This window comes from Williamsia sp. D3 (assembly GCF_000506245.1).
GTDB lineage: Bacteria > Actinomycetota > Actinomycetes > Mycobacteriales > Mycobacteriaceae > Williamsia > Williamsia muralis.
In genome coordinates this window covers 310,704-336,601 of sequence record NZ_AYTE01000047.1, presented here as the reverse complement: position 1 = coordinate 336,601, position 25,898 = coordinate 310,704, and the positions used below count along the sequence as shown (strand labels likewise).

Below are 25,898 nucleotides of genomic sequence, written 5' to 3'. Positions count from 1 at the left end.
TGGTGTCCCTACCCTTGATGAATGAAGCCCTCCTGCTCACGTTTGCCGCCGCTCGATCCGGCCCTGAGCAGATGACCCTCGACACCGACATCCCCTCGCCGATCCCCCGTCCCGGTCTCGCCGCTGCCGAGCACATCGCGATGGCCGCCCGCCATGTCCCACACAACTATTCGCCCCTGCCGGTGGTCGCCGCCTCGGCACAAGGTGCCTGGATCACCGATGTCGCAGGTGGGCGATACCTCGACTGCCTCGCAGGCTATTCAGCGCTCAACTTCGGACATCGCAACCCCGAGATCCATGCCGCGCTGTCCGATCAGCTCACACGCGTGACGCTCACGAGTCGCGCGCTCCACTCGGACCGGCTCGGCCCCTTCTGCCGCGATCTTGCCGACCTGTGCGGCAAGGACATGGCCCTACCCATGAACACCGGTGCCGAAGCCGTCGAATCGGCCATCAAGGTCGCTCGCAAATGGGGCACCGACGTCAAGGGCGTACCCGCCGAGACAGCCTCGATCGTGGTGGCGAGTAGGAACTTCCACGGGCGGACCACCACGATCGTGAGCTTCTCCGACGACGAGACCGCGCGCCGCGGCTTCGGCCCATTCACTCCGGGTTTTCGTACCGTCCCCTTCGGCGACGCCGAGTCCTTGGCCGCAGCCATCGACGACACCACCGTCGCGGTCCTGCTCGAGCCGATCCAGGGCGAGGCGGGCATCATCGTTCCACCGCCCGACTACTTGCCGGCGGTTCGCCGGATCTGTTCGGAGACAGACGTTCTGCTCATCCTCGACGAGATCCAGTCCGGCCTGGGACGAACAGGGAAGACCTTCGCCTCCGACCACTGGCAGGTGGTCCCCGATCTCTACGTCCTGGGCAAAGCGCTCGGCGGGGGTGTCCTGCCCGTATCGGCAGTGGTGGCCGACAGCTCGGTGCTGGGAGTGTTGCACCCGGGAGAGCACGGCTCCACATTCGGCGGCAATCCGCTTGCCGCGGCGGTGGGTTCGACTGTGGTGGGCATGCTCGAGACCGGCTACTGGCAAGAGCGCGCCGCCCTACTCGGAGACCATCTTCATCGCCGCTTACACGAGCTGAGCACCAAGGGCCTCACCGGCATTCGCGGCCTCGGGCTGTGGGCCGGCATCGATGTCGACCCTGCTCTGGGAACGGGCAAGGAACTGAGCACCGCACTGGCCCAGCGGGGTGTGCTGGTGAAGGACACTCATGGATCAACCTTGCGCTTCGCCCCACCCATCGTCATCACGATCGACGAGATCGATTGGGCGATGGATCAATTCGCGGACGTACTGGCCAGCTGCTCGGCCAGCGCTTCCGCCGAGGTCACCGGTAGGCCACACACCGACCCACGACACACGTAGGCCGCGGCCGTGCCGTCCACGGGTGGGCGGCCCTCGAGCAGGGGCGCCGAGTCGAGCGTCCCTCCCACCACCACGGTGCCGCCTGGTGCAAGAACGCGAGCCCGGGTCAGCAGTTCGGTCGGCTCGGTGTCCGTCTGGGCCACCGCTATCTGCACCGGGCCTGCAACCGCTGCGGACGACACTGCCAGCCAGTGTCCGGCCGATCGCGGCAACTTGGCCAGCAGTACGCCTCCACGCGCCAACGTTGCATCGGCGAGCGCGGCGAACTCACCCGATCCACGCGGGCGGCGTTGCACCGGCGACAGCGGGGCCGCGGTCAGCAGCGCCTCGGCGATCAACGAGGTGCCCGAGGGGGTCGCGCCGTCGATCGGATCGCGCGGTCGGGTCAGCAAGCCCTCGGCGTCGACGCCTGCATCGAACCACGAACCGGTCGCTTCCGGATCCGAGAAAAGGTCGATGGTGGTGTCGAGCAAGTCGAGTCCGGCCTCGAGCCAACGCCTTTCGCCTGTGACCTGATGCAGTGCCAGCAGAGCGGTCACCAGCGCCGCATGATCGTCGAGGACGGCCTGCGGGGCACCCGCATGCCCATCGAGCGAGGAGCGTCTCAGCCGTCCGTCGACGATGTGGCGCTGCAACAGCTCTTCGGCACACCAAGACGCCAGATCCACCCAGTCCGGCCGGTTCAGTCCGGCGCCCGCTTCGACGAGCGCGGTGATGGCCATGGCGTTCCACGCGCTGACCACCTTGCCGTCACGCGCGGGTTGCGGGCGTTCGGCCCGTGCCGCCGAAAGCCGCGCCCGCACCGAACGGTATCGCTCGGCATCGTCGGGGTCGTGCCGCAGTTGCAGCGTGGACGCCCCCTCTTCGAAGGTTCCGGTGGGCGTCACGGTGAACAAGTCGGCGGCCCAGGCACCGTCGTCGGCCCCCAGAACCTCTGCAAGTTGCGCGGGCGTCCACACGTAGGTGAGTCCCTCGACGCCGTCGGTGTCGGCATCAAGGGCGGAAGCAAAACCACCGACCACTTTGAGGTCGGCTTCGAGGAAGGCAACCGTCTCCTCGGTAATCCTCTGCGCCAACGGATCCGAGGTGATGCGTGCCAGATGCGCGTACACCCGCAGCAATTGCGCGTTGTCGTAGAGCATCTTCTCGAAATGCGGTACCACCCAGTTCTGGTCCACCGCATACCGCGCGAAACCCCCGCCGAGTTGGTCATAGATACCGCCCCGGGCCATCACCGACGCGGTTCGCACAGCAGCGTCGAGCGCCCGGAGGTCACCGGACCTCTCGGACTCCCGGATCAGACCTTCGAGCAGAGCGGATGGCGGAAACTTGGGTGCGCCACCGAATCCACCATTGGTGCGGTCCTCGTCCTCGATGATCGTGCTCACCGCATGGTCGAGAAGCTCCGGGTCGATCGGCACCTGAGGTTCGGGCAGGCCGGAAGCATTGGCCTGCAACTGGCCTACGACGGCAGAACCGACACGGTCGATCTCGTCACGCTTGTGCTCCCACGTCTGGGTGATCGCCTCGAGCAGTTGAACAAACGACGGCATACCGCGACCGGGCCGTGGCGGGAAGTAGGTGCCGCAGTAGAAGGGACGGCCATCGGGAGTCAGGAAGCAGGTCATCGGCCACCCGCCCTGCCCTGTCATCGCGACGGTGGCGTTCATGTAGATCGCGTCGATGTCGGGGCGTTCTTCACGGTCGACCTTGATGCACACGAAGTTCGCGTTCATCACGGCCGCGGTGTTGTTGTCCTCGAACGACTCGTGCGCCATGACGTGGCACCAGTGACATGCCGCGTAACCGACCGAGAGGAGGATCGGCACGTCACGTTCGCGCGCCCAGTCGAGCGCGTCGGCGCTCCACTGTTGCCAGTGGACCGGGTTGTCGGCGTGCTGACGGAGGTAGGGACTGGTGGCCTCAGCGAGGCTGTTGGTGTCTCGGGTCAAGGTCGGTCCCGTCGTCGGCGGCCTGGTCGGCCTCAGGATGGTCCCGCTCGAACTTCTTGGGCAGGTTGCGGATGTGCCGGTTCATGGACCAGATCAGGAAGACGGTTCCCACCAGCAGCAACAAGATGACCAAGAGGCCGAGCGGCGACGCCTTGCCGAACTCCGGGCCCTCGGTCTTGGCCAACACGTCGGTGAGCTGCGCCGCAGCGTATGCAGTGGCACTCATGACGCCTCACCTTCATTTGCATCGGGTTCGATACCCGCGAACAGGTCGGTCTCGGGGATTGCGGTTTTGACCCTGGTCTTCGCCAACTCGAACTCCTCGGTCGGCCACAGTCGGAGCTGCCAGTCCATCGGGACCGCGAAGAACACGCCGTTGGGGTCGATCTGCGTGGCGTGGGCCCGGAGCGCCTCGTCGCGCTGCGGGAAGTACTCGCCACATGTCACCTGGGTGGTCACGCGGCCCATCAGGTTGCCGCGTTCGGGATCCCACTTCGAGAGCCACTCCTTGAAGGGGCTCTCCTTGCCGATCTTGGCGTACTCGTCGGAGAACAACACCATCCGGTCGCGGATGAAGCCGTGCGTGTAGTAGATCTTCGACACCGTCCACGGTTCGCCGGCGTCAGGGAACCGGTCCGGATCGCCCGCCGTCTCGTACGCCGCCATCGACACCTCGTGGCACCGGATGTGGTCGGGATGGGGATACCCGCCGAGTTCGTCATAGGTGATCATCACGTGCGGTTTGAAATCCCGGATCACCCGTACCAGCGCCTCGGTGGCCTCGTCGAGCGGGACCGTGGCAAACGAGCCCTCGGGTACCGGTGGCAGCGGGTCACCTTCGGGCAACCCCGAGTCGACGAATCCGAGCCAGGTCTGCTGTACACCGAGAGCTGCGGCCGCCTTGGCCATCTCCTCGCGACGGACCTCCGGCATCCGGTCCTTGATGCCCGGCAGATCCATCGCCGGATTCAGGATGTCCCCGCGCTCGCCACCGGTGAGGGTCACCACCAACACGTCGTGACCCTCGGCTGCGTACTTGGCCATGGTGGCCGCACCTTTGCTGGACTCGTCGTCAGGGTGCGCATGCACCGCCATGAGTCGTAGTCCACCCACGCGTAGTCCTCACCTTCACACCGTCGTCAATCGCCTGTCCATACTCCCACCGCACCCCGGGCTCGCGCCGCGCCGGTCTCGGTTCTGCCACTCCATGGTAGGTATGAACCCATGACCAGCGCCCGCAGCCTCCCGCAGGGCCGCTATCCGGCCGAACGCTCACCTCGATCACGCAGACGCTGGTTCCTCGCGCTCACCGGCCTGGTGATCATCATCGGTGTATTGATCGCCTGGGTCGCCTACCAGCGATTCGCCGATCCGGAGATCTCCGGCGAAGCGACCGGATACGACATCCTTGACGACACCTCAGTGGAGGTGAAGTTCACCGTCAACCGCAAGGACCCGACCATTCCCGCCACCTGTGTGGTGCGGGCCAGATCCAAGGACGGGTCCGAGACCGGGCGCCGCGAGGTGTACGTCCCGGCATCCCAGGACACCCGGCTCCCGATGTCGGCAGTGGTCCGCACTTCTGCCCCTCCCGCGGTCGGCGAGGTCTACGGATGCAGTGACACCGTGCCGCCGTACCTCGTGGCCCCCTGACTCATCCGTCGTGCGCACGGCCCTGAGCCTGGCGCACCGGTCCACACCGGCGCGTGACGCTCAACGCAGCGCGTGACCGACGCACCGGCCGGCCCGGACGTGCCCCATAATCGGCACCCATGACACCAACAACACAGTCTGGGCAGCCGGACCCGCTCACCGCCAAGGGAACGGGCCCGGCGTTCGCCACCATCACCAGTCACTACTTCCCCACGCTCGTCGGACTCTTCGTCGGCGTGATGATGATCAGCAACATCACCGGCACCAAAGGTGTGGTGTTGTTCCCCGACCTCCACTTCGACTTCGGGCCACTGTCCATGGACGGCCTGGTCACCGACGGAGCGTTCTACCTCTTCCCCCTCGCCTACGTGCTGGGCGACGTGATCAGCGAGGTGTACGGGTTCAAGGCGATGCGCCGCACGATCCTCACCGGTTTCGCCGTCCTCCTGATCGCTTCCATGTGCTTCTGGCTCACCATCCACCTGCCGGCCGCCGACTTCTACGACGGTCAAGAATCGTTCGAGACCGTTGCGGGAGTGGTTCCGCAATTCCTCGCCGCCGGACTCGCCGGATATGTCGTGGGTGAATTCCTAAATTCCTGGGTTCTCGTGAAGATGAAAGAGCGCTCGGGAGAAAAACGTTTGTGGGCCCGGCTTTTCAGTTCCACCGTGGTCGGCGAATTCTTCGACACCCTGGTTTTCTGTTCCATCGCAGCGTCGGCCCTGGGCATCTCGACCTGGTCCGACTTCATCAACTACACCCTCATCGGATTCGTGTGGAAAACGCTGGTCGAGCTGGCCATCATGCCGCTGACGTACCTGGTGGTCGGGTGGCTCAAGAGCCGTGAACCCACCTACCGCACAGCCCTCGCCCAGCAGGGCACAATTCGATAAGAATTCGAGCCGTGTCCATATGTCCTGCTACTCTTGGCTGATACACGGTCCCGAGAGGGGCCGTGTTGCTGTATTTAACGAGAGGGAGTGACGAGCATGACCGACACCGAGGTGACCTGGCTTACCCAGGAGTCCCATGATCGGCTCAAAGAGGAGCTCGACGCCCTCATCGCGAATCGTCCGGTGATTGCCGCCGAGATCAACGAGCGCCGCGAAGAGGGTGACCTCAAGGAGAACGGTGGCTACCACGCCGCCCGCGACGAGCAGGGTCAGCAAGAGGCCCGCATCCGTCAGCTCCAGGAGTTGCTCAACACCGCAAAGGTCGGCGAGACGCGACGCAGTCGGGGGTTGCACTGCCCGGTTCCGTGGTGAAGGTGTACTACGACGGCGACGAGAACGACACCGAGACCTTCTTGATCGCGACCCGCGAACAGGGTTCGTCCGACGAGAAACTCGAGGTCTATTCACCGAAGTCGCCATTGGGCGGCGCGTTGATCGACGCCAAGGTCGGCGAGACCCGTAAGTACACCGTGCCCAGCGGGGCCACCATCTCGGTGACCCTGGTGAGCGCGGAGCCGTACCACGCCTGAGCACGCACTCGAGTGCCCTATCGGGGCGTCCACGAAGGACGTCGCCGGTAGGGCATTTTTGTGTGCAGGCCACCGACACCGGCCGGGCCACACAATGTGTCGAACGGCTGCAGTCCGGGTACTCGGGCGCCATGTCTGAAGAAGTCAGCGCCACAGCCCGTCAGATCGCCCACTTCGCGGGAGAGCATCCCGACTACGACGCCATCGCGTTCGACAACGACGGCAAGATCATCGACTGGCAGCAGAACGACACGTGGGCCAACGGTTCCCACCAAGGAGAGCGCATCTACGTCATCAATGGCGGCACCACCACCCCGGAGGCTGTCCAAGACGTACTCGAGGCCCGTGGGGCGCAACGCGATTCGGCGCCTGACGCCACCACCTGACCCTGCTCGCGGCAGGCGATGATGAAGGTTGCTCAGTGGGCCGACAGGCGCTTGCGACGGCTCTTCTTCGCCGGTCCGATCAGTCGGCCGGCTTCGAGATCTTCCCGTAGACGGGCGACGGTCTCGGCCGAGTCCGATTTGTTCGTGCCGATGAAACCGGAGGGGCCTCGCTTGATCCATCCGGTCACGTACAGGCCGGGGATCGGGCCCGCCGACGCGACCACTCTGCCCTGCTCGTTCGGGATCACTCCGCGCACAGGGTCAAAGGGTAAGCCGGGGACTTCCACGCCTCGGTATCCGATGGACGTGAGAACCACTCCGGCGGCGACGGTTTCGACCTGACCGGTCGGCTCGATTCCACCCCTCTGCGAATCGAGCCGGTTGATCCCGAAAGTGACGCCGTCGAGCATCCCGGCCGCGTCACTCTCGAAGCGTTCGGGCGATCGGAGGAACGCAAGCCTGATGCTCGCGCCGGTGCGACGGGGACGACCTGCCAGCTCGGCCAGCAGTTGCAGCTTGGCCGCCGCAGTCGAATCGGTTGGCGCGGTTGCCTTCACAGCGTCCAGCGCACCGGGGTCGAGTGTGACGTCAACACCCCCGTCGGCCAGCCCGATCAGTTCGGGGAGGGTGAAGGCGGCGCCATCGGGACCACGGCGCGCGGCGACGACGATCTCTTCGACCTTTGACGAACGCAACGCCTCGAGCGCGGTCCGTGAGATGGATGTCGGAGCCAGCCGCTGCGGGTCGGTCGCGAGGATGCGTGCGACGTCGAGAGCGACGTTGCCGTTGCCGATGATCACCACCCGCCGCGATGAGAGGTCGAATCGACGGTCGGCGAAGTCGGGGTGGCCGTTGTACCAGCCGACGAACTCCGTCGCGCTGGCCACACCGGGCAGATCCGCGCCGGGAACCTGTAACCGGCGGTCGGTGCCGGCTCCGCCGGCATAGATCACGGCGTGATTGTCGCGCTGCAGTTCTTCCAACGTGATGTCGCGACCGAGTTCGCTTCCGAGAAGGATGTCGAGCCGATCGTCTCGTGCGATCTCGTCGAAGAGCGCCATCACCTTGCGTGTCGAGAAATGATCGGGCGCAACGCCGTAACGGGCGAGACCGAACGGTTTGTCCAGTCTCTCGTGGATGGTGACGCTCACGTTCGGGTACCGGAGCAGTTCGTCGGCGGCGTACATCGCAGACGGGCCTGAGCCGACGATTGCCACGCGCACCGGTTCCCCGCCGGGCGACGCCATCGGCTTCGGCTTCGAGATGGGCGCCAAGGGCAGGCGCAGTCCCGGATCCACCGGGAATCGGACCGCCGGCGTTGCTGCGTCGGAGTAGTGGTCGGCGTTGATGGCCGGATAGCGTTCGTGCTCGGGCTCGATCCGGTTGCCCGGAACAATCGCGCCCACCGGGCAGGCGCTCACGCATGCACCACAATCCACGCACGTGGCCGGGTCGATGTACAGCATCTCCGACGTGAGGAAATCGGGCTCGTCCGGAGTCGGATGAATGCAGTTGACCGGGCACGCGTAGACGCACGACGCATCGGCGCAACACGCCTGCGTCACCACATGGGGCACTCTCAGGCCGCCGTGTACGTCGGTTCGCTGCGATAGCGCGAAGGACGTCCGCCGATGCCGAGCAGTCGCCACAACACACGCGACACCGGGTTCATCAGGCCACATTGCTCTCCGAGCATCCGGACGTCACCGAAGACGTTCCGGAGGAACTGCTTGGAGCTCTCGGACTTCCAGAAGATGTCCTTCATGACCTCGCGCGGGATGTCGAAGTCGCGCTCGAAAGACTTGGGTGGCACGGTGATCGCCCCGCACAGCACCCGCATGACGATCGGCAGCATCAGCGACAGGAGGAAGCGCTGCACCCAGGACTTGCGGGGCACCGTCTCGCGCAGCAGGTGGTGGGCGAAGGAGATGTGCCGCGCTTCCTCGGCGACGTGCAGTTGCATCACGGCCATCATGGTCGGGTGCATCTCGTCGCGATTGCGCAGGAAGTCCTTCTGGATGTGGTCGATGGGCTCTTCCCCACCGAGCACACCGAAGTAGAAGATCGTGGGAAAGATGGTGGAGGCCAACGGGACCAGGGGCGAGATCAACCGGTAACCGAGCTTGGCGCCGGGAACGTCCACCCCGGTGCGGTTGATGAACTCCTGGAACATGAGGGTGTGGTTGCACTCCTCTTTGGCCTCGTGAGTCGTGTAGCGAAACTCTTTGGCTGCGTTGGGGAGTTTGAAGCTGTACTGCATCAGACCGCGGATCAGGACGGACTCGAACTGGAGGCCCACCTTGGCAACGTTGGCCTGACGCCACATACCGATCTTGATCTGCTTGTCGAGCGGCTGTTGCTGATACCAGGGATGCCTGCCGATCGGGTCGACAACCTTGGACAGCACCCACCGCGGGTCGTTCTCGGTGATCGCCATGTGCGGCGCGTCCCAGTCGATGTCCAGATATGGGTCGAAGTTCCTGTGCACCGAAGCGCTGGACAGGTCGTCGAGGACCTGGCCGTAGTCGTGCCCATCGGTGTCTCGGGTGTGTTCCGGGACGTACTTCAGCGCTTTCGTCAAAACGACTCTCCTGGCCTGTGCAACGTGTTCTAGACGAACGCTAGGGGGTACGCCCTAGCTTGTCAACGCCCGTTGTCATAAATCAACCACGATTGGCACACCCCACAATGTCATCTGGCTGATCGCCCCGCCCTGAACAGGAACTCCCGCTCATGACGCGAACCGGTCGCCGGCGACACGGACTTTTCAGCGCATGTACTCATGAGGCAGCTTCGCGCTGCCCGGAACGAGATATTCGTCGGCGGAGATCATGCGTAGCCACTCGGTGGTCAGCCCCCGATACACATCCTCCGCAACGTTCCAGCCCGCCACCTGCACGCCCGGAGTGACCAGCCCGAGGACCGCGCCCGCGATGGCCGATGGGGCACTGCCCTCGGCATCCCACACACCCGCGGCCAGTGGTCGAGGCTCGATGATCAGCTCCTCGTCGACGACGGCGGCCACACCTCCGAGCCTGCGTACGTTGTCGATGACGCCGGTGACGTCGTCTTCGGTGACGCCCCTCAGGCGGCTCACCCCCGTTGTTCGCGTGGCCAGCACGGCGATCAACGGGATGAGACCCGCGACGTCGCGCACCGCCACGTCGACAGGACCGAGTACCCCGCTGGTCGACCGCGAGGTGACCGTGAGACCGGCATCCGACGTCACCACGTAGCCGTCCATCTCGGCGAAGACGTCGCAGATGGCTTCACCGGGTCCGCGTTCCCGTGGCCAGTTGCGAATGAGGACAGTGCCCCCGGAGATCAGCCCGGCCGCTGCGAACCCGGCCGCGACCGTGGGGTCGACACCGCCCGAGGGCCCTTCCGGAGCGACGACACGTGCCCGCACCGGACCAGGGGTTGACGGCGTCGGCCACGCTGTCCTTCGCCTACTCACGGCTTCATCGCCTCCACCGGGTAGTGGTAGCTCTCCTTGACGGTGTCGAGGTGAACCCAGCTGTCGAGCCTGAGCACGGGTCGCAGCGCACGCAACCGGTCGAGAACGCTGACGATGTCGGCCAGCGAATCCGCGTGTACGGTGGCGAGCAGGTCGTAGCGCCCCAAAGTGGCTGCCAGGAAGCGGATCTCGGGCATCTCCGACAGCAGGTCGCCCCCGGTCGAGGCGGGGCCCCGCAACGAGATACCCACCCCGACATCGAATTCCGTATCGCGGCCCGACCTCGCGATTGCGCCGATCCGTACGACTCCTTCGTCGATCATGCGCAGCACCCGTGTCCTGGCGGTGCCGGTCGACACCCCGACCCGCTCGCCCAGGGTTGTGTACGACAGCCTGCCGTCCATCTGCAACTGCATCAGAAGCCGCGAATCGACCCGGTCGATCTCGACAGCGTCAGCTCGGGTCGGGCGCAGCACGTCGACCACCAACTCTGTGTAGAAGAGTGTCTCCGTGGAACGAACCCCGTCCACCGAGCGCACCCGATCGAGCACAGTCGCGAGATCACCATCGCTGTAGGCACGGGCTTCGGCGATGAGCGGGAAGGCACCCGAGGCCAGACTCACAAAAGGCACCTCCGGCATGGCGGCGATGGCCTCGGCCACTCGGCGCACGGGCCGGTCCACCGAGATCGAGATGTGGGCAAGCGATTTGATCCCGATGGTCAGCGGATGCACGAGACCGACCACGCTGACGAATCCACCATCGAGCAGATGGCTCAGGCGCCTGGCCGTGGTGGTTCTGGACAGGCCCAGCTGGTCGGCGAGCTCGTGGGTAGAGACCCTGCCATCGCGACGGAGAGCCTCCACGATGCGCATGTCGACCTCGGGCATCGGGCCCGATCGACTCTGCTCACGAGAACTTAACAATTGACCGGTCCGATCGTCGGCGGGACGTTTTTTTTTGCAGGTGGGTGCACAATCAGTAGATCTTTGTTTACAAAATGCACACATAATTGGGCTTTCCTTCAATCGATCCGGGTTTGATTGCAGATTTCGCCTTGCTGACCTATGCCGGCGATCCTACGGTGAGACCCGGCAGTTCCGCACCATCGCCGGTGCTCATGAATCAACACCCTGAGGATCCACACATGCGAAGAGTTCTAGCGACTACGGCCGCAGTACTGCTGGCCACCACCATCGCCGCCTGCGGTGGCGGTGCGGAAAGCACCGAGGCCTCCGGCAAAGCGCCTGCGGGACTTCTCAAGAGCGGCGAACTGACGGTGTGCACCGACCCCGAGTACCCGCCGATGGAGTACTTCAAGGACGGCGACACCTCCAGTCCCGTCGGCTTCGATCCCGACGCGGCGCGGGCACTCGCGGATCTCTGGGAACTCGACATCAAGTGGCAGAACACGGCTTTCGACGGACTGATGCCGGCCCTGCAGGCAAAACGGTGCGACATCCTCTGGGCCGCGCTCTACATGAGTCCCGAGCGACTCGAGGTCGCCGACGGCTCACCCTTCATGGAGACCGGCCCCGGGTTGATCGTGCGCATGGACACGAGCGACATCACCACGGCCGACGATCTCTCGGGCAAGACGGTCGCGGTGCAGGGCGGCGGGTCGAACGAACAGACCCTGCGTGATCTGTCGAGCCGATTCGAGTCCGAGGGCAAGCCGGGAATCACGGTGCAGCCCTACCCCAAGACATCAGAAACTGTTGCTGCTCTTTCCAATTCGAAGGCCGACGCTCTCATTGAGACCGATGTTGCCGTCGTCGACATGGTCGAGAAGTCCCAGGGCAAGCTGAAGTCCATCCCCGATGTGTTTCCCGCCGACACCCAGTTCGGCGTCTTCACGCTCAAGGGTTCGCCGCTGAGCCCGGCGGTCAGCACCAGCCTCAAAGAGCTCGACGCCAACGGCACACTCGGCAAGCTCGCCGAGCAGTACGGTCTTGATCCCAACCGAATCGTCACCTGACCGCGATGGTCTTCGAGTGGAGCGTCTTCACCGACGCCTTGACGTCCGGGACATTCTTCCGCGGCGCGCTGCTGTCGCTTGGCCTGGCCATCAGCGCGATGATCGCAGCCACCGTGATCGGGTTCCTGGTTGCCCTCCTGCGCATCGCCAAGAATCCCGCTCCCCGTGCTGCGGGCTGGGTCTACGTCTGGTTCTTTCGGGCCATACCCACCTTGCTTGTCCTGCTGCTCATCTGGAACGCCGGACCACAGCTGTTCCCCGGCCTCGTGAGAACTGGTTCACCCCCTTCCTTGCGGCCTTCATCGGCTTCGCGGTGGTGGAGGCCGCATACATGGCCGAGATCCTGCGGTCGGCGCTGCTCAGCGTCGACGACGGCCAGCACATCGCGGCGCGGGCACTGGGCCTTCCGCCGCACAAGGTTTTGTTCAAAGTGGTTCTCCCTCAAGCCATCAAGGTTGCGATTCCGCCCAGCGGCAACGAGTTCATCGCCATGCTGAAGTACACGTCACTCGCATCGGTCATCTCACTACGAGAATTGCTGACCACCGCGCAAGCCGAGGTGTCTGTGACCTTCCGCTACGCCGAGTACTACTCGGCCGCCCTGGTGTACTACCTCGTGATCGTCAGTGTGGCCATGGTCATCCAGTACTTCATCGAGGCTCGATACCGATGGATTTCCAAAGGTCACAACACATCCGGCATCACCCCGACCGTGCAGAAGGTCCCAGTATGAGCAGCCCAGTCCTGCAGGCGATCAACCTGCACCGTTCCTACGGCCAGACCGAAGTGCTCAAGGGAGTCGACCTGACGGTGAACAAGGGTGAGGTCAAAGCCCTGCTGGGCCCTTCGGGTTCGGGCAAGTCCACGATCCTGCGCTTGATGGCTCTGCTCGAGACACCGGACCAGGGTGAGATCTTGCTACACGGCAAACAACTGGGTGTGTCCGTCGGATCAACCGGGGCGACGCGGTCTCTGCGGGAGACCCAGCTGGCCCGTCAGCGCCGCGACATCGGCATGGTGTTCCAGCGGTTCAACCTGTTCGCACATCTCGATGTGCTCCACAACGTCACCCTGGCGCTCACCGAGGTCGGCGGGATACGACGGACCGAGGCCAGAGAGCAGGCCACCGCCATGCTCGAACGGGTCGGTATGGCACACCGGCTCAGGCACTTTCCGAGTGAACTGTCCGGTGGTCAGCAGCAGCGGGTGGCAATTGCCCGTGCACTGGTGATGAACCCGTCGGTGATGCTGTTCGACGAACCGACGTCGGCTCTCGACCCAGAACTGGTGGGAGAAGTGCTCGAGGTGATGGAACAGCTCGCCGAACAGGGAATGACCATGGTGGTGGTCACCCACGAGACGCGATTCGCGCGTCGCGTCGCCGACGAGGTCGCTCTCTTCGACGACGGGATGATCGTCGAAGCCGGACCGCCGGGGCCGTTCTTCGATGACCCGCAACACCGACGGACGCAACAATTCCTTTCGCACCTGCGCTGAACGTCTGCGCTGATCCTGGAGCATCGATGCCCGACAACGGACCGCTCGCGGTCTACACCGACACCGACGACCTTGACCCCGAAATCGGTTGTCAAATGCTGAGAGACAACGGCTTTCGGGTCGAAGTACTGCAGACACGGGACCCAGACGTCATCGCCCGCGACGCCGCCGGGGCCACCGCTCTACTCGTCGGCTACGCACCGATCGACCGAGATCTGTTGCTGCGGCTGCCGAACCTGAAGATCGTCGCGTTGCTCTCGCGTGGACACGACAACGTCGATGTGGATGCCGCAGCCGAGTTGGGCATCTGGGTGTGCACGGTGGGTGATGTCGCGGCCGAGGAGGTGGCCACTCATGCCTGGACCCTCACACTTGCACTGATTCGCCGGCTCCCCTTCTTCTCCGGGTTCCCCACCACACGCGGCTGGCTGGACCGTCCCACCCCTCTGCCGCGGCGATTGTCCGAGATGACGGTCGGCGTACTCGGTCTGGGCAGCACCGGTCGTAGATATGCTGCCCTGGCGGCACCGACGGTGCGCGAGGTGCTGGGCTTCGACATCCGCACCGACCGTCCGGAACCGGCCGCAGGCAACGGGCTGGTAGGCATCGACGGCGCGCGGGTGACAGACCTCGACACCGTTCTGAGCCGATCCGACGTCATCTCCTTGCATCTCCCGTTGACCGACGACACCCGGGAGTTCCTCGGGGAACACGCTTTTGCCCGGATGCGTCAGGGAGTCCATCTGATCAACGTCGCGCGCGGCACACTCATCGATTCGGCGGCGCTGCGTCACGCTCTCGACACCGGGCGTGTCACGGCAGCCGCACTCGACGTCTTCGACACCGAGCCCCCTGATCCCGCCGATCGCCTCATCGGGCACCCGAATGTGCTCTCCACCCCTCACGTCGCGTACCTGTCGGATGCCACGACGCGTGGGTACATCGTCGCTCAGGCGCAGAACGTGGTGCAGTGGATGCAGACCGGCACACCCGTGCTGACCGTCAACGACCCCGTGGTGCCGGTGCCATGAGCGCGGAACTCGCTGTCTTCCAATCACTGTGGGCCATGGAGGACCTACCCAGCACCGCAGATCAGTGGTCGCTTCCAGAGCAGATCCATCTCATCGCCGCCGCGGGTTTCAACGGCGTTGCGGTGGATCTCGGGGCACGGCGGGCGCCTGCTGCCGCTGAGCTCGCCCCACTCATCCAGGGGTCGGACCTGAACGCCGCCGTCTTCGCATTTGTTCACACCATCGACGATCTGCATGCGGCGATCGACTACGCCCACCAGGTCGGCGCCGGCCAGATGGTCGTGTGCGCGCAGATCTACGGGTTCGACCCCGAAGCCCTCGCCGGCACCGTGGCGAGGTGGTACGAGCTGTGCCGTGACGAGCAGATCGACATGCAGTTGGAGACACACCGCAACACCGTCACCAACGACATCCGATTCAGCGAGCTGCTCCTGCGTCACCTGGACCCACGCATCGAGCTTGCCGGGGATCTCTCCCATTATGTGTGCGCCAACGAGATGCCCGACGAACCCACGCGTGAATACGAAGACCTGGTGACCGCCATACTGGACCGTTGCGGATCACTTCAGGGCAGGATCGCCACCCGCGCGCAGGTCCAGATCCCCCTCGGCACCCCAGCGGGTGAGCGTTGGGAGCAACGGTTCCGTGGATGGTGGGAACAGGGCTTCCGATCCATTCGGGCCCGAAGTGCCCCAGGCCGGCAGATCATGTTCTGCACCGAGCTCGGCACGCGTCCCTACGCGATCACCGACGCCGCAGGAGCCGAACTGTCGGACCGGTGGACCGAGGCCCTGATCCTCAAGAGCTGGGCCCATGAGGCGTTCGCTGCCTCGGCGATCGAACCCTCCTCTCCCCCGGCCACGTCGCCGATCACCGTTCCATCACCTGACGGGAGTCATTGATGACCACGCACAGTCCGAACCCGGTCACCGCCACCGGCAACCAGGTTCTGCCGGGCCCACTGTCCTCGGACACCACCGGACACGCGCTCATCCCGGCGCGCGCCTACAGCGGTCCGGCGGAATACGCACTCGAGCAGGAGCGAATTTTCTCGTCCGGCTGGGTGTGGGCCGGTTATGCGCACTGGGTCGACGAACCAGGGATGGTGCATCCTGTGGACATCGGCGGCAAGCCCCTACTGATCATCCGCGGTGACGACGACCAGATCCGGGTGTTCCACAACTCCTGCAGACACCGTGGCATGGCCATGACCGACGAGCCGGTGAAGGTTCGCAAGCGGATTCAGTGCGCGTACCACTGCTGGTCCTACAACCTCGACGGAAGTCTGCACGCCACACCGTATTTCACCCGGGAGCGCACGCGCGCGGTACCCGACGGTGCTGAGCACCTGGGTCTGCTGCCTGTCGCCTGCCAGGTGTGGGCGGGCATGGTCTTCGTCAATCTGGCCCTCGAGAGCGCCGAGGCCGGCGGAACGGACCAGATCGATGCCGATTTCGCCGCCATGCTCGCACCGATCCTGGCGCGATGGGACCACGTCGACTTCAACCGCATCCACTTGGCCGAGGAGCGCCGGTTCGACATCGCCGTGAACTGGAAACTGGTGGTGGAGAACTTCCTCGACTTCTACCACCTGCCGTTCATCCACCCGCAGGTCGGGCCGGTCAGTGCGTCGCTGGACGTGGACGATGTCCGTTTGGCCGACCACATCCTCGGGGGCTGTTACCCGCATGGCGCAGCCGGTAAGGCCGCCAAGACCGACGAAGCGTTGCCATTCCTCGGCGACGTTCCCCCCGCTCGAACCGAGAGCCAGGACATCTTCTGTGTGTTCCCGAATGCCCTGCTGTTCTTGGAAGCGGATTGGTTCCAGGTGATCGGGTTCGACGCCGCCGGCCCGGAACGAACCGTCGAGCACATGGCCGTGTTCGTCGACGAGACGGCGACGGGCGAGCGGTTCAGCACCGAGCGAAAGCGATTGACGGACATATTGTTCGAGGTCAATGAGCAGGACATGCCAATCCTGCACAAGCTGCAGAGCGGTCGCAGATCTCCCGCGGCGGACCGCACCAATCTGGTCACACACTGGGATCAGATCACCGCGATGTTCCAGAAGCTGGTGTCCGCAAAGGTCGGCTACTGATGCCGGATCTCACGACCATTCCGGCCGAGGAACTCGAACTACGCAGACAACTGGCCGCTGTGTACCGGTTGATCGCACATTTCCGGATGACCGATCTGATCTTCACACACATCTCGGTTCGACTGCCCGGTCCGGACGAGCATTTCCTCATCAACCCCTATGGGCTGCTGTTCGAGGAGATCACCGCATCGAATCTGGTCCGCATCGATGTGGACGGTCAGTTGACCGAACCCGTTGGTCCGCCGGTCAATCCGGCCGGGTTTGTCATCCACAGTGCCATTCACCGGAGCCGGCCAGACGCGCACTGCGTACTTCACACCCACACGGTGGCGGGTTGCGCCGTGGCGGCCTCGGCAACCGGCCTCCTCGGCCTGAACCAGATCTCGATGGAGTTCCACAACCGCGTCGGCTACCACGACTACGAGGGCGTCGCTCTCAACCTCGACGAACAAGAGCGGCTGGTTCGAGACATCGGCAACCATCCGGCGCTGATCTTGCGAAACCACGGTTTGCTCACCGTGGGTTCCACACCCGCGCAGGCTTTTCTGAGGATGTACTACCTCAACAAGGCTTGCGAGATACAGGTCGCCGCCACCCGGGCGGGAGAGGTCATCGTCCCGGACGAGGCGATCCGTGAACACACCGCACGTCAACTGAACGCCGAAGACACCGGCGACGATCTCACCGACGACATCGGCATCGACCTCGCCTGGTCCGCCATGGTGCGGTTGGTCGAGCGCATTGCACCTGACTACAAGGACTGAGGAAAAGCATTGACGTTGAACTCGATTCAAGGCCCTATCGATGCAAGTCTGGTGCCCCGCTACACCGAACCCGGCACCTTCGCCCGCCTGCCGCGTCTCGATGATGTCCGGTCGGCCGCCGTCAAGATCGTGGGCGTCCCGTTCGACACCGGAGTCAGCTACCGTCCCGGTGCTCGTTTCGGCCCCGGTCACATCCGTGCGTCGTCAAAGCTGTTGCGGCCCTACAACCCCGCAATGGACATCTCACCGTTCGCCGTTCATCAGGTTGCCGATGCCGGCGACATCGCGGTCAACGCTTTCGACATCGTCGAAGCCCTCGACACGGTCGACCGTGCCGTGACGCACCTCGGATCGGACGGGGCGCGGCTGCTGACGTTGGGCGGTGACCACACCTTGGCACTTCCGCTGCTGCGGGCGCTGCATCGTGAGCGCGGAAAGCTTGCGGTGCTCCACTTCGACGCCCATCTGGACACCTGGGACACCTACTTCGGGGCGCCCTACACACACGGCACCCCGTTCCGGCGGGCCAGCGAAGAAGGTCTCATCGACATGGAGCGGTCGATGCACGTCGGTATCCGGGGACCTCTGTACAGCGCGCAGGATCTCGAAGCAGATGGCGTTCTCGGCTTTCAGCTGATCCGCTCCGACGACTATCAGTTCGACACGGTGCGCAGCATCATCGAGCGCATCCATCGCCGCGTCGCCGGAGGCCCGGTATACGTGTCCGTGGACATCGACGTGCTCGACCCCGCGCACGCACCGGGTACGGGTACTCCGGAAGCGGGCGGCATGACGTCGCGCGAATTGCTGAATACATTGCGCGGGCTGTCCGGGCTCGACATCGTCGGCGCCGACATCGTCGAGGTGGCGCCCGCGTATGACCACGCCGAGATCACGGGTATCGCCGCCGCACATGTGGCGTACGAACTGTTGTCGGTGATGGCCGCCGACGCGCGACCGTCGACGAGCTGAGAGGGACTGGGGTGCAGTCTATTTGCTGCCTCGGCCCCAGTTCAGGCCCCAGCGGAAATGTTTGTCCATCTTGTCTCCGCCGGAGAAGTACTCAACCGCTCGCGTGATGGTCACTCCTTGAGCGCCGACTTCGATGAGCGCGATGGATGCGGTACGGAGGTTGTTCTTGGCCGAGTCCATGCGGACCTCGATGGGGGGTCCGAACTGCGACTCCACGGTCACCACGCCATCAACTGCGGCCCAGTTCGGGCTTCCTGCGTAGATGTCGGCGAACACCAGGATGCGCCGGAACACAGCAGGATTGGCGAGGTTGACAAACATGTTCTCACCCCCCGCCGAATTACCGGATCGGTCGTCGGAGTCCAGTTGGATGAACGGCCTGCGGTCGAGGGAGCCGAAGACACGGTCGAGCGCACCGATCCCGCCGCGGGAGCCGTCGGCCAGTTCATAGAGACATCGCAGGTCGAGGTCGACGCCCTTCTTGCGCTTGCCGAACAGCCCTCCTGACGACTCTCCCTGCGCCCAGTTCAGGTTGATCCGAATCGTGCCGCCGGATGCTCCGGGCTTGGCGAGGTTCACCGACGGCGCCTGCTTGGTGAGCGCGATCTTGCTGAGGTTCACCGCCGACGCGACCGCTGGTGCCGGTGTCGCGGGAGGCACCGGCGCAGGGGTCGACGGTGCCTGCGAAGGCTTGGAACGCTTGGTGTAGTCGATGGCCATGGGTTGAGCCTAGGGAAATTCGGACACCCGCGCGTGCGGTCAGGTGAACGAGTACCCGGATTCGGTGAGTGCCGCGCGTACGCGGGCCTGGTGTTCGGGCCCCTTGGTCTCCAGACTCACGGTGACTTCCACCTCGCCGAGTCTCAGCTCGCCGCTGACGCGGGAGTGGATGACGTCGACCACGCTCACCCCGATGTCCCGCAGCAGCTCCAGCAGGGCGACCAGGCCGCCGGGACGATCCGGAACTGTTGCGGTGATCGTCAGGTATCGACCGGCCGCCCGCAAGCCGTGGGTGGTGACCTGGGTCAATAGGAGCGGGTCGATGTTGCCGCCCGAGAGGACCGCGCACACCTGCCCGTCGAGCCGCAGGTCGGGAATGCTGGTGATGGCAGCGACCGCTGTGGCGCCTGCCGGTTCGACGACCAGCTTGGCGCGTTCGAGTACCAGGACGAGCGCCTGGGAGATCGCCTCTTCGCTGACCGTGACCACCTCGTCGACGAGTTCGGACACGTGGGCGAACGGCACCACTCCGGGTTTGGCTACCGCGATGCCGTCGGCCATCGTGTTCATCGACGTCGCCTTGACGGGGCCGCCGCGGGCCAGCGAATCCGGCCATGCAGCAGCGGCCGCTGCCTGCACCCCGATGACCCGGATGGCGCGGTTGTGCAGCTTGATCGCGGCTGCGACGCCGGCGAGCAGACCCCCACCACCCAACGGCACCAGCACTGTTCCCACATCGGGCATCTGTTCGAGCACCTCGATGCCGACGGTGGCCTGCCCGGCCACGATGTCGGGATGATCGAACGGGTGGATCAGCACGGCCCCCGTCTCGTCGGCGAAAGCAATTGCGGCATCCAGACTTTCGTCGACCGTGGCACCGTGCATCATGACGTCTGCGCCGTACGCCCTGGTGGCTGCCACCTTCGGCAGCGAGGCACCGGTGGGCATGAAGACGGTCGACGAGATGCCCAGCGTGCCCGCCGACCATGCAACGCCTTGGGCATGATTGCCCGCACTGGCCGCGACCACACCTCGTGCCCGCTGCTGCTCGTCGAGTCCGGCAATCCGCAGATACGCACCCCGGGGCTTGAATGATCCGGTGCGCTGCAGGTTTTCGCATTTCAACCAGACATCATGACCACAACGTTCGGAAAGCGCCCGCGACGCGACCACCGGAGTCCGGCGCATCACCGGTGCCAGCAGTTGCACCGCCCGGTCGATGTGGGCCAGGTCCACCAGCGGCTGTGCACTCACCATCTGACAATAATGGTCTAGTTTTGGCGCGCCCGTGGCATTCGAGCGAGCAACGAAGTGTTGTTCAAACCCGTGAGTGGCCCCGCGTGCTCTGGACAGAGGAGCGAGGGAGCGCAGCGACTGAGTCGACGAAGGAAGAGCACGCGACCTGGGGGCCACTCACCCGCGAGCGAAGCGAGCCAAACCAGCACAATTCCCCGGAGGTGCGGCCGCGGATGTTCTGGACTGACGATGAACGAGCGCCAGCGATGTGAAGAGGAGGGAAGAACATCCGCCCGATGGCCGCACCGACAAAGCGAGCGGAGCGAGCAGACTAGCCGAGCGCGTTCTCGAGATCCCCGATCAAGTCACCGATGTCTTCGATCCCGACCGACAGGCGGACGAGGTCGGCGGGGACCTCGAGCAGTGAGCCGGCGGTGGAGGCGTGGGTCATCGCGGCGGGGTGTTCGATGAGGGATTCGATGCCGCCGAGTGACTCGGCGAGGGTGAACACCTCGGTGCGGTCGCAGAACTGTTGTGCTGCTTCCGATCCGCCGGAGACGCGCACCGAGATCATGCCGCCGAATCGGGTCATCTGCTTGGCGGCGGCCTTGTGTCCGGGGTGGTTGGGAAGGCCCGGGTACAGCACCGAGTCGATCTTGGGATGGGAGCTGAGGAACTCGACGATCTTTTCGGCGTTGTCGCTGTGCCTATCCATCCGGACGCCGAGTGTCTTGATGCCCCGCATGGTGAGGTAGGCGTCGAACGGTCCCGGAACTGCTCCGGCGCCGTTCTGCAGGAACGCGATGTCGACGTCGAGCTGTTCGTCGTCGGTGACCAGTGCGCCACCCACCACGTCGGAGTGCCCGCCCATGTACTTGGTGGTCGAGTGCAGCACCACATCGGCGCCGAGTGTCAAAGGCCGCTGGAGGTAGGGCGACGCGAAGGTGTTGTCCACCACCAGTTTTGTCTTCGCTTCGTGCGCCACTGCGGCGAGCGCCTCGATGTCACCGATGTTCAGCAACGGGTTGGTGGGTGTCTCGACCCAGACGAGTTTGGTGTTGGGTCGGATCGCGGCACGCACGGCATCGACGTCGGTGACCGGCGCGACCGAGTACTCGATGCCCCATTGGCTGAACACCTTGTCGATCAACCGGAACGTGCCGCCGTAGGCGTCGTTGGGGATAACCAGGTGGTCGCCGGGACGCAGCGTCGCACGCAGGAGGGCGTCGGTGGCCGCCATGCCCGAGGCGAAGGCCCGGCCGAAGCTGCCCTCTTCCAGGGCCGCGATGTTGGCCTCGAGTGCCTGACGGGTGGGGTTGCCCGTACGCGCGTATTCGAAGCCGCCGCGCATGCCTCCCACGCCGTCCTGGGCGAAGGTCGAACTGGCATAGATCGGTACGTTGACCGCACCGGTCGCGGGGTCGGGTTCGTAACCGGCGTGGATCGCCTTGGTGGAGAATCCTTGCCAGTTGTGCGAGTCGGTCTTGCTGCGCTGCTCACTCATGACATCCAGGGTAGAGCCCGGCCCGCCCGGCCTGCAGTTCGGCCGATGCGAACCGGTTCCCGCCCTGGGTGACCTGGTCTGGCTAACCGATCGAGCTGACGAAGGCCAGCAGGTCGTGCCGCGTGATGACGCCGATCGGTTTGCCGTCTTCGACGACCATCAGGGCATCGGTGTCGCTGAGTGCTTTTGTGGCCGCCGACACCGGTTCGCCCGAGCCGATCAGTGGGAACGGCTCGCCCATGTGAGCGCTGACCGGATCGGCGAGGTTTGCCCGGCCCTCGAACACGGCGCTGAGGAGCTCGCGTTCACTGACAGCGCCGGCGACCTCACCGGCCATGATGGGTGGCTCGGCCCCGACGACGGGCATCTGCGACACCTCGTACTCGCGCAGGATCTCGATGGCGTCACGCAGCGTCTCGGACGGGTGGGTGTGCACCAGATCGGGCAGTGCTCCCGACTTGCCGCGCAGCACGTCGCCGACCAGTGGTTCTTTCTTCGCGTTGCCGTCGAGCGGGGTACGCAGGAAGCCGTAGCTGCTCATCCACCTGTCGTTGAAGATCTTGCCCATGTAGCCACGTCCACCGTCGGGCAGCAGCACCACCACAAGCGCGTCCGGGCCCTCACGTTCGGCGACCTGGAGTGCGGCGACGACCGCCATGCCGCAGGATCCACCGACGAGCAGCCCCTCTTCGCGGGCGAGCCGCCGGGTCATCTCGAACGAGTCCGCATCGGAGACCGCGATGATCTCGTCGGGGATCGCCGGGTCGTAGGCGGTGGGCCAGAAGTCCTCACCGACACCTTCGACGAGGTACGGACGACCGGTGCCGCCCGAGTACACCGATCCTTCGGGGTCGGCGCCGATGATCTTGACCTTCCCGCCGGACACCTCTTTGAGGTAGCGGCCGGTGCCGGTGATGGTTCCGCCGGTACCCACGCCCGCGACGAAGTGGGTGATCTTGCCGTCGGTGTCGTTCCAGATCTCGGGGCCGGTGGTCTCGTAGTGGCTCTCGGGTCCTGCCGGATTGGCGTACTGGTTGGGCTTCCATGCGCCTTCGATCTCCCTGGTGAGGCGATCGGAGACGTTGTAGTAGCTGTCGGGGTGCTCGGGCGGAACCGCAGTCGGGCACACCACGACCTCGGCCCCGTAGGCACGCAACACGTTCCGCTTGTCCTCGCCGACCTTGTCGGGGCACACGAACACGCAGTGGTAGCCCCGCTGCTGGGCGACCAGGGCGAGCCCCACGCCGGTGTTGCCGGAGGTCGGCTCCACGATGGTGCCTCCGGGCTTCAACTCGCCCGACGCCTCGGCGGCGTCGATCATCTTGACGGCGATGCGGTCTTTGGAGCTACCGCCTGGGTTGAGGTACTCGATCTTGGCGGCGACCAGGCCAGATCCCGGTTGGACAACCGAGTTCAGCCGGACCAGAGGTGTGTTCCCGATCAGATCGACGACGTGACTTGCGATGCGCATGACTCCATGGTCCCAGACGCGTTCGATTATGTTGGAGCTGTGTCCGGATCAAGGCAGCGGATGATTCGCGACCTCGCAGCAACCGCGGCCGCCACGGCAGGTACGGCAGGTGCCGGGTGGGGTGCGTGGACCTTCCTCAACGGCCAGGCGCGAGCAGCGCGCACAGTCATCCCGCACCGCACCGACAACGCGCCCAACGGCGACGGGATCTATGGCCCCGACGGTGTCGGACCGATCCGTTTCCGGCGGAGCGAACCTTTTGATCTGCACCTGATGATCTTCGGCGACTCGACGGCGGCCGGTCTCGGCGCCGAGGTCGCCGATGAGACACCCGGCGTCCAGTTGACGCGAATGCTCGCCGACGAGACGGGCCGGCGTATCCGGTTGAGTACCAAGGCGATCGTGGGTGCGACGTCGCGTGGGCTGTCCGGTCAGGTGGACGCCATGCTCATCGCCGGCCCCCCGCCCGACGTCGCGGTGATCTTCATCGGGGCCAACGACGTCACCAGTACCAGCGGGATCCGCGCGTCGGCGAAACGGCTGGGTTCCGCGGTACGGCGGCTGCGCGATGCGGGCGCGCATGTGGTGGTCGGCACATGTCCCGACCTCGGAGTGGTCGCGATGATCCCGCAGCCGTTGCGCACGGTGATCCGCCAGTGGGGCCTGCGTCTGGCCGCGGCGCAGTCCGTCGAGACCACCGCCGCCGGCGGCAAGCCGGTGCCCCTCGCCGATCTCCTTGCCCGCGAGTTCTTGGCCGCGCCCGATCGGATGCTGTCGGCCGACAACTATCACCCGTCGGCAGCGGGATACGAGCTTGCCGCGCGCACTCTGCTGCCCGCCGTCCTCGCGGCCGTCGGCGAATGGGGCAGCGGGCCGTTACCGGACCCACCCGAGGTCTCCGCGATCGCGGAGGACAACCGGTGGAGCCGCCGAATGCGCGAGTACGTGGAACGCGCTGCCCGGCATCGTTGATCACAGCGAGCGGTCAGGTCCCGGCAAGCGTGTTCTCCAGCTGGCGTAACGTTCGATCAGAAACCCTTAAACACTTGCGTGTTCAACTTGATTCGACAGGGAGTCCATATGCCAGAAGCAGTCATCGTCGCCACCGCCCGTTCACCGATCGGGCGCGCGAACAAGGGGTCACTGAAAGATCTGCGGCCCGATGAGATGGCCCGCCAGATGATCGAAGCCGTGCTCAACAAGGTGCCATCGCTCGACCGCGCAGACATCGATGATCTGCACTTGGGCAGTGGCCAGCCCGCAGGGCAGGCCGGTTTCAACATCGCGCGTTCAGTTGCCGTGCAACTCGGCCTCGACCACGTTCCCGGTGTCACGGTGAACCGCTACTGCTCGTCGTCGCTGCAGACCACCCGCATGGCATTCCACGCCATCAAGGCGGGCGAGGGTGACGTGTTCATCTCCGGCGGTGTGGAGAGCGTGTCGAGCTTCGCCACCGGTAGCGCCGATGGCTGGCCCGACACCAAGAACCCGATGTTCGCCGAAGCGATGGAACGCACCGACAAGGCCACCGCCGGTGGCGCAGGCACATGGAGTGATCCGCGTGAGCAAGGCCTGATCCCCGACGTCTACATCCCGATGGGCCAGACAGCCGAGAACGTCGCCACCTTCACGGGAATCTCCCGCGAAGACCAGGATCACTGGGGCGTGCGCAGCCAGAACCGTGCCGAGGAAGCCATCAAATCGGGCTTCTTCGAACGCGAGATCGAGCCGCTCACCCTCGCCGACGGCACCAAGGTGACCACCGACGACGGTCCCCGCGCCGGAACCACGTACGAGAAGATCAGTCAGCTCAAGCCGGTTTTCCGTCCCGACGGCACCATCACGGCCGGTAACGCGTGCCCGCTCAACGACGGCGCCGCGGCGCTCGTGGTCATGAGCGACACCAAGGCCAAGGAACTCGGCCTCACCCCGCTGGCCCGCATCGTCTCCACCGCGGCCACGGGCCTCTCCCCCGAGATCATGGGCCTGGGACCGATCGAGGCCGTGCGCAAGGCGCTGAAGTACGCCGGACTGGGCATCGGCGACATCGACCTGTTCGAGATCAACGAAGCCTTCGCGGTCCAGGTGCTCGGCTCGGCCAACGAGCTCGGCATCGACCACGACAAGCTGAACGTCTCGGGCGGCGCGATCGCCCTCGGCCACCCGTTCGGCATGACCGGTGCCCGCATCACCGCGACGCTGCTCAACAACCTCAGCACACAGGACAAGAGCCTGGGTGTGGAGACCATGTGCGTCGGCGGCGGGCAGGGCATGGCGATGGTGCTCGAACGCCTCAGCTGATCGCTCTGCAGGACACGAA

General features: G+C 65.0%; 25 protein-coding genes and 2 pseudogenes. 16 read left to right on the top strand and 11 right to left on the bottom strand.

Translation table 11 applies throughout. The features are described from left to right. Window positions 1–140: 140 nt before the first annotated feature. Window positions 141–1,376, top strand: coding sequence for an ornithine--oxo-acid transaminase (rocD, locus tag W823_RS54855; protein ID WP_051406713.1), 1,236 nt, complete (start codon window positions 141–143; stop codon window positions 1,374–1,376). Here the strand turns inward: rocD and W823_RS54850 are convergent. The 3 genes from W823_RS54850 to mca are packed head-to-tail and all read right to left on the bottom strand — an operon-like array spanning window position 1,289 to window position 4,423. Then, window positions 1,289–3,328 (bottom strand): thioredoxin domain-containing protein, encoded by a 2,040-nt coding sequence (locus W823_RS54850; protein ID WP_023963048.1) that lies wholly within the window; start codon window positions 3,326–3,328, stop codon window positions 1,289–1,291. The genes rocD and W823_RS54850 overlap by 88 nt on opposite strands. Next, the gene (locus W823_RS54845) at window positions 3,300–3,554 is read right to left on the bottom strand and encodes a hypothetical protein (RefSeq protein WP_023963047.1); all 255 of its coding nucleotides are present in this window, start codon (window positions 3,552–3,554) and stop codon (window positions 3,300–3,302) included. The genes W823_RS54850 and W823_RS54845 overlap by 29 nt, the downstream gene beginning before the upstream one ends. Further along, window positions 3,551–4,423, bottom strand: a complete 873-nt coding sequence (gene mca, locus W823_RS54840) for a mycothiol conjugate amidase Mca (RefSeq protein ID WP_023963046.1) — start codon at window positions 4,421–4,423, stop codon at window positions 3,551–3,553. Before mca ends, W823_RS54845 begins: the two co-directional genes overlap by 4 nt. Window positions 4,424–4,552: 129 nt before the next feature. Here mca and W823_RS54835 point away from each other — a divergent pair, with 129 nt between their 5' ends. The 4 genes and pseudogenes from W823_RS54835 (at window position 4,553) to W823_RS54820 (ending at window position 6,850) form a co-directional block, all read left to right on the top strand. Further along, the gene (locus W823_RS54835; protein ID WP_023963045.1) at window positions 4,553–4,981 is read left to right on the top strand and encodes a DUF4307 domain-containing protein; all 429 of its coding nucleotides are present in this window, start codon (window positions 4,553–4,555) and stop codon (window positions 4,979–4,981) included. Window positions 4,982–5,100: 119 nt separating this feature from the next. Continuing rightward, window positions 5,101–5,874, top strand: coding sequence for a queuosine precursor transporter (locus W823_RS54830; RefSeq protein WP_023963044.1), 774 nt, complete (start codon window positions 5,101–5,103; stop codon window positions 5,872–5,874). A 96-nt stretch (window positions 5,875–5,970) separates the two neighbouring features. Beyond that, window positions 5,971–6,464, top strand: a pseudogene (gene greA / locus W823_RS54825) (transcription elongation factor GreA). Between the two features lie 131 nt (window positions 6,465–6,595). Then, window positions 6,596–6,850, top strand: coding sequence for a hypothetical protein (locus tag W823_RS54820; protein WP_081729958.1), 255 nt, complete (start codon window positions 6,596–6,598; stop codon window positions 6,848–6,850). Window positions 6,851–6,882: 32 nt separating this feature from the next. Here the strand turns inward: W823_RS54820 and W823_RS54815 are convergent, their stop codons facing one another. From W823_RS54815 to W823_RS54805, 4 genes are all read right to left on the bottom strand, one after another. Then, window positions 6,883–8,427: a 4Fe-4S binding protein gene (locus W823_RS54815; RefSeq protein ID WP_031333586.1), complete on the bottom strand. Its 1,545-nt coding sequence runs from the start codon at window positions 8,425–8,427 to the stop codon at window positions 6,883–6,885. A 2-nt stretch (window positions 8,428–8,429) separates the two neighbouring features. Then, a complete protein-coding gene (locus W823_RS54810) occupies window positions 8,430–9,431 on the bottom strand; it encodes a diiron oxygenase (protein ID WP_023963041.1) in 1,002 nt (333 codons plus the stop codon). 186 nt (window positions 9,432–9,617) lie between these two features. After that, window positions 9,618–10,259: a hypothetical protein gene (locus W823_RS0130995; protein WP_023963040.1), complete on the bottom strand. Its 642-nt coding sequence runs from the start codon at window positions 10,257–10,259 to the stop codon at window positions 9,618–9,620. A 44-nt stretch (window positions 10,260–10,303) separates the two neighbouring features. Continuing rightward, window positions 10,304–11,197 carry an Lrp/AsnC family transcriptional regulator gene (locus tag W823_RS54805; RefSeq protein WP_023963039.1) on the bottom strand — a complete coding sequence of 298 codons (894 nt, stop codon included), beginning with the start codon at window positions 11,195–11,197 and terminating at the stop codon, window positions 10,304–10,306. Between the two features lie 257 nt (window positions 11,198–11,454). On the opposite strand from W823_RS54805, the gene W823_RS54800 reads away from it, so the two are divergent. The 9 genes and pseudogenes from W823_RS54800 (at window position 11,455) to speB (ending at window position 18,647) form a co-directional block, all read left to right on the top strand. Beyond that, complete coding sequence (locus W823_RS54800) at window positions 11,455–12,285, top strand: ABC transporter substrate-binding protein (protein WP_023963038.1); 831 nt, start codon at window positions 11,455–11,457, stop codon at window positions 12,283–12,285. 98 nt (window positions 12,286–12,383) lie between these two features. Beyond that, window positions 12,384–12,479 (top strand): annotated as a pseudogene (locus W823_RS59795) (amino acid ABC transporter permease); the annotation flags it as partial. Window positions 12,480–12,616: 137 nt separating this feature from the next. Continuing rightward, window positions 12,617–13,018, top strand: a complete 402-nt coding sequence (locus W823_RS58285; protein ID WP_235189680.1) for an ABC transporter permease subunit — start codon at window positions 12,617–12,619, stop codon at window positions 13,016–13,018. After that, window positions 13,015–13,782 (top strand): amino acid ABC transporter ATP-binding protein, encoded by a 768-nt coding sequence (locus W823_RS54790; RefSeq protein ID WP_023963035.1) that lies wholly within the window; start codon window positions 13,015–13,017, stop codon window positions 13,780–13,782. The genes W823_RS58285 and W823_RS54790 overlap by 4 nt, the downstream gene beginning before the upstream one ends. Window positions 13,783–13,808: 26 nt before the next feature. Then, window positions 13,809–14,813, top strand: coding sequence for a C-terminal binding protein (locus W823_RS54785; protein WP_023963033.1), 1,005 nt, complete (start codon window positions 13,809–13,811; stop codon window positions 14,811–14,813). After that, complete coding sequence (locus tag W823_RS54780; protein WP_023963032.1) at window positions 14,810–15,715, top strand: sugar phosphate isomerase/epimerase; 906 nt, start codon at window positions 14,810–14,812, stop codon at window positions 15,713–15,715. Before W823_RS54785 ends, W823_RS54780 begins: the two co-directional genes overlap by 4 nt. Beyond that, on the top strand, window positions 15,715–16,911 hold the full coding sequence (locus W823_RS54775; protein WP_023963030.1) for an SRPBCC family protein: 1,197 nt from the start codon (window positions 15,715–15,717) through the stop codon (window positions 16,909–16,911). The genes W823_RS54780 and W823_RS54775 overlap by 1 nt, the downstream gene beginning before the upstream one ends. After that, window positions 16,911–17,675, top strand: a complete 765-nt coding sequence (locus W823_RS54770) for a class II aldolase/adducin family protein (RefSeq protein WP_023963028.1) — start codon at window positions 16,911–16,913, stop codon at window positions 17,673–17,675. The genes W823_RS54775 and W823_RS54770 overlap by 1 nt, the downstream gene beginning before the upstream one ends. Before the next feature lie 9 nt (window positions 17,676–17,684). Next, window positions 17,685–18,647, top strand: a complete 963-nt coding sequence (gene speB, locus W823_RS54765; protein WP_023963026.1) for an agmatinase — start codon at window positions 17,685–17,687, stop codon at window positions 18,645–18,647. 18 nt (window positions 18,648–18,665) lie between these two features. On the opposite strand, the gene W823_RS54760 is transcribed toward speB, so the two are convergent. The 4 genes from W823_RS54760 to W823_RS54745 all read right to left on the bottom strand — a co-directional run bounded on the left by W823_RS54760 (window position 18,666) and on the right by W823_RS54745 (window position 23,578). Further along, window positions 18,666–19,367 (bottom strand): tellurium resistance protein, encoded by a 702-nt coding sequence (locus W823_RS54760; protein ID WP_023963024.1) that lies wholly within the window; start codon window positions 19,365–19,367, stop codon window positions 18,666–18,668. 39 nt (window positions 19,368–19,406) lie between these two features. Then, window positions 19,407–20,624 carry a threonine ammonia-lyase gene (gene ilvA / locus W823_RS54755; RefSeq protein ID WP_023963022.1) on the bottom strand — a complete coding sequence of 406 codons (1,218 nt, stop codon included), beginning with the start codon at window positions 20,622–20,624 and terminating at the stop codon, window positions 19,407–19,409. A 310-nt stretch (window positions 20,625–20,934) separates the two neighbouring features. Then, entirely contained in the window at window positions 20,935–22,107 is a 1,173-nt protein-coding gene (locus tag W823_RS54750) for a cystathionine gamma-synthase (RefSeq protein WP_023963020.1), read from the bottom strand. A gap of 82 nt (window positions 22,108–22,189) precedes the next feature. After that, the gene (locus tag W823_RS54745; RefSeq protein WP_023963018.1) at window positions 22,190–23,578 is read right to left on the bottom strand and encodes a cystathionine beta-synthase; all 1,389 of its coding nucleotides are present in this window, start codon (window positions 23,576–23,578) and stop codon (window positions 22,190–22,192) included. A gap of 60 nt (window positions 23,579–23,638) precedes the next feature. Here W823_RS54745 and W823_RS54740 point away from each other — a divergent pair, with 60 nt between their 5' ends. Next, window positions 23,639–24,550, top strand: a complete 912-nt coding sequence (locus W823_RS54740; protein WP_031333579.1) for an SGNH/GDSL hydrolase family protein — start codon at window positions 23,639–23,641, stop codon at window positions 24,548–24,550. A 108-nt stretch (window positions 24,551–24,658) separates the two neighbouring features. After that, on the top strand, window positions 24,659–25,879 hold the full coding sequence (locus W823_RS54735; RefSeq protein WP_023963014.1) for an acetyl-CoA C-acetyltransferase: 1,221 nt from the start codon (window positions 24,659–24,661) through the stop codon (window positions 25,877–25,879). The last annotated feature ends 19 nt before the right edge of the window (window positions 25,880–25,898 follow it).

Excerpts from the sequence above, each read along its gene's own strand:
- rocD (WP_051406713.1), top strand. The coding sequence starts at position 141 with ATGGCCGCCCGCCATGTCCCACACAACTATTCGCCCCTGCCGGTGGTC.
- W823_RS54845 (WP_023963047.1), bottom strand. The coding sequence starts at position 3,554 with ATGAGTGCCACTGCATACGCTGCGGCGCAGCTCACCGACGTGTTGGCC.
- mca (WP_023963046.1), bottom strand. The coding sequence starts at position 4,423 with ATGGCGGTGCATGCGCACCCTGACGACGAGTCCAGCAAAGGTGCGGCC.
- W823_RS54835 (WP_023963045.1), top strand. The coding sequence starts at position 4,553 with ATGACCAGCGCCCGCAGCCTCCCGCAGGGCCGCTATCCGGCCGAACGC.
- W823_RS54830 (WP_023963044.1), top strand. The coding sequence starts at position 5,101 with ATGACACCAACAACACAGTCTGGGCAGCCGGACCCGCTCACCGCCAAG.
- W823_RS54820 (WP_081729958.1), top strand. The coding sequence starts at position 6,596 with ATGTCTGAAGAAGTCAGCGCCACAGCCCGTCAGATCGCCCACTTCGCG.
- W823_RS54805 (WP_023963039.1), bottom strand. The coding sequence starts at position 11,197 with ATGCCCGAGGTCGACATGCGCATCGTGGAGGCTCTCCGTCGCGATGGC.
- W823_RS54800 (WP_023963038.1), top strand. The coding sequence starts at position 11,455 with ATGCGAAGAGTTCTAGCGACTACGGCCGCAGTACTGCTGGCCACCACC.
- W823_RS58285 (WP_235189680.1), top strand. The coding sequence starts at position 12,617 with ATGGCCGAGATCCTGCGGTCGGCGCTGCTCAGCGTCGACGACGGCCAG.
- W823_RS54790 (WP_023963035.1), top strand. The coding sequence starts at position 13,015 with ATGAGCAGCCCAGTCCTGCAGGCGATCAACCTGCACCGTTCCTACGGC.
- W823_RS54785 (WP_023963033.1), top strand. The coding sequence starts at position 13,809 with ATGCCCGACAACGGACCGCTCGCGGTCTACACCGACACCGACGACCTT.
- W823_RS54780 (WP_023963032.1), top strand. The coding sequence starts at position 14,810 with ATGAGCGCGGAACTCGCTGTCTTCCAATCACTGTGGGCCATGGAGGAC.
- W823_RS54775 (WP_023963030.1), top strand. The coding sequence starts at position 15,715 with ATGACCACGCACAGTCCGAACCCGGTCACCGCCACCGGCAACCAGGTT.
- W823_RS54770 (WP_023963028.1), top strand. The coding sequence starts at position 16,911 with ATGCCGGATCTCACGACCATTCCGGCCGAGGAACTCGAACTACGCAGA.
- W823_RS54760 (WP_023963024.1), bottom strand. The coding sequence starts at position 19,367 with ATGGCCATCGACTACACCAAGCGTTCCAAGCCTTCGCAGGCACCGTCG.
- ilvA (WP_023963022.1), bottom strand. The coding sequence starts at position 20,624 with ATGGTGAGTGCACAGCCGCTGGTGGACCTGGCCCACATCGACCGGGCG.
- W823_RS54750 (WP_023963020.1), bottom strand. The coding sequence starts at position 22,107 with ATGAGTGAGCAGCGCAGCAAGACCGACTCGCACAACTGGCAAGGATTC.
- W823_RS54745 (WP_023963018.1), bottom strand. The coding sequence starts at position 23,578 with ATGCGCATCGCAAGTCACGTCGTCGATCTGATCGGGAACACACCTCTG.
- W823_RS54740 (WP_031333579.1), top strand. The coding sequence starts at position 23,639 with ATGATTCGCGACCTCGCAGCAACCGCGGCCGCCACGGCAGGTACGGCA.
- W823_RS54735 (WP_023963014.1), top strand. The coding sequence starts at position 24,659 with ATGCCAGAAGCAGTCATCGTCGCCACCGCCCGTTCACCGATCGGGCGC.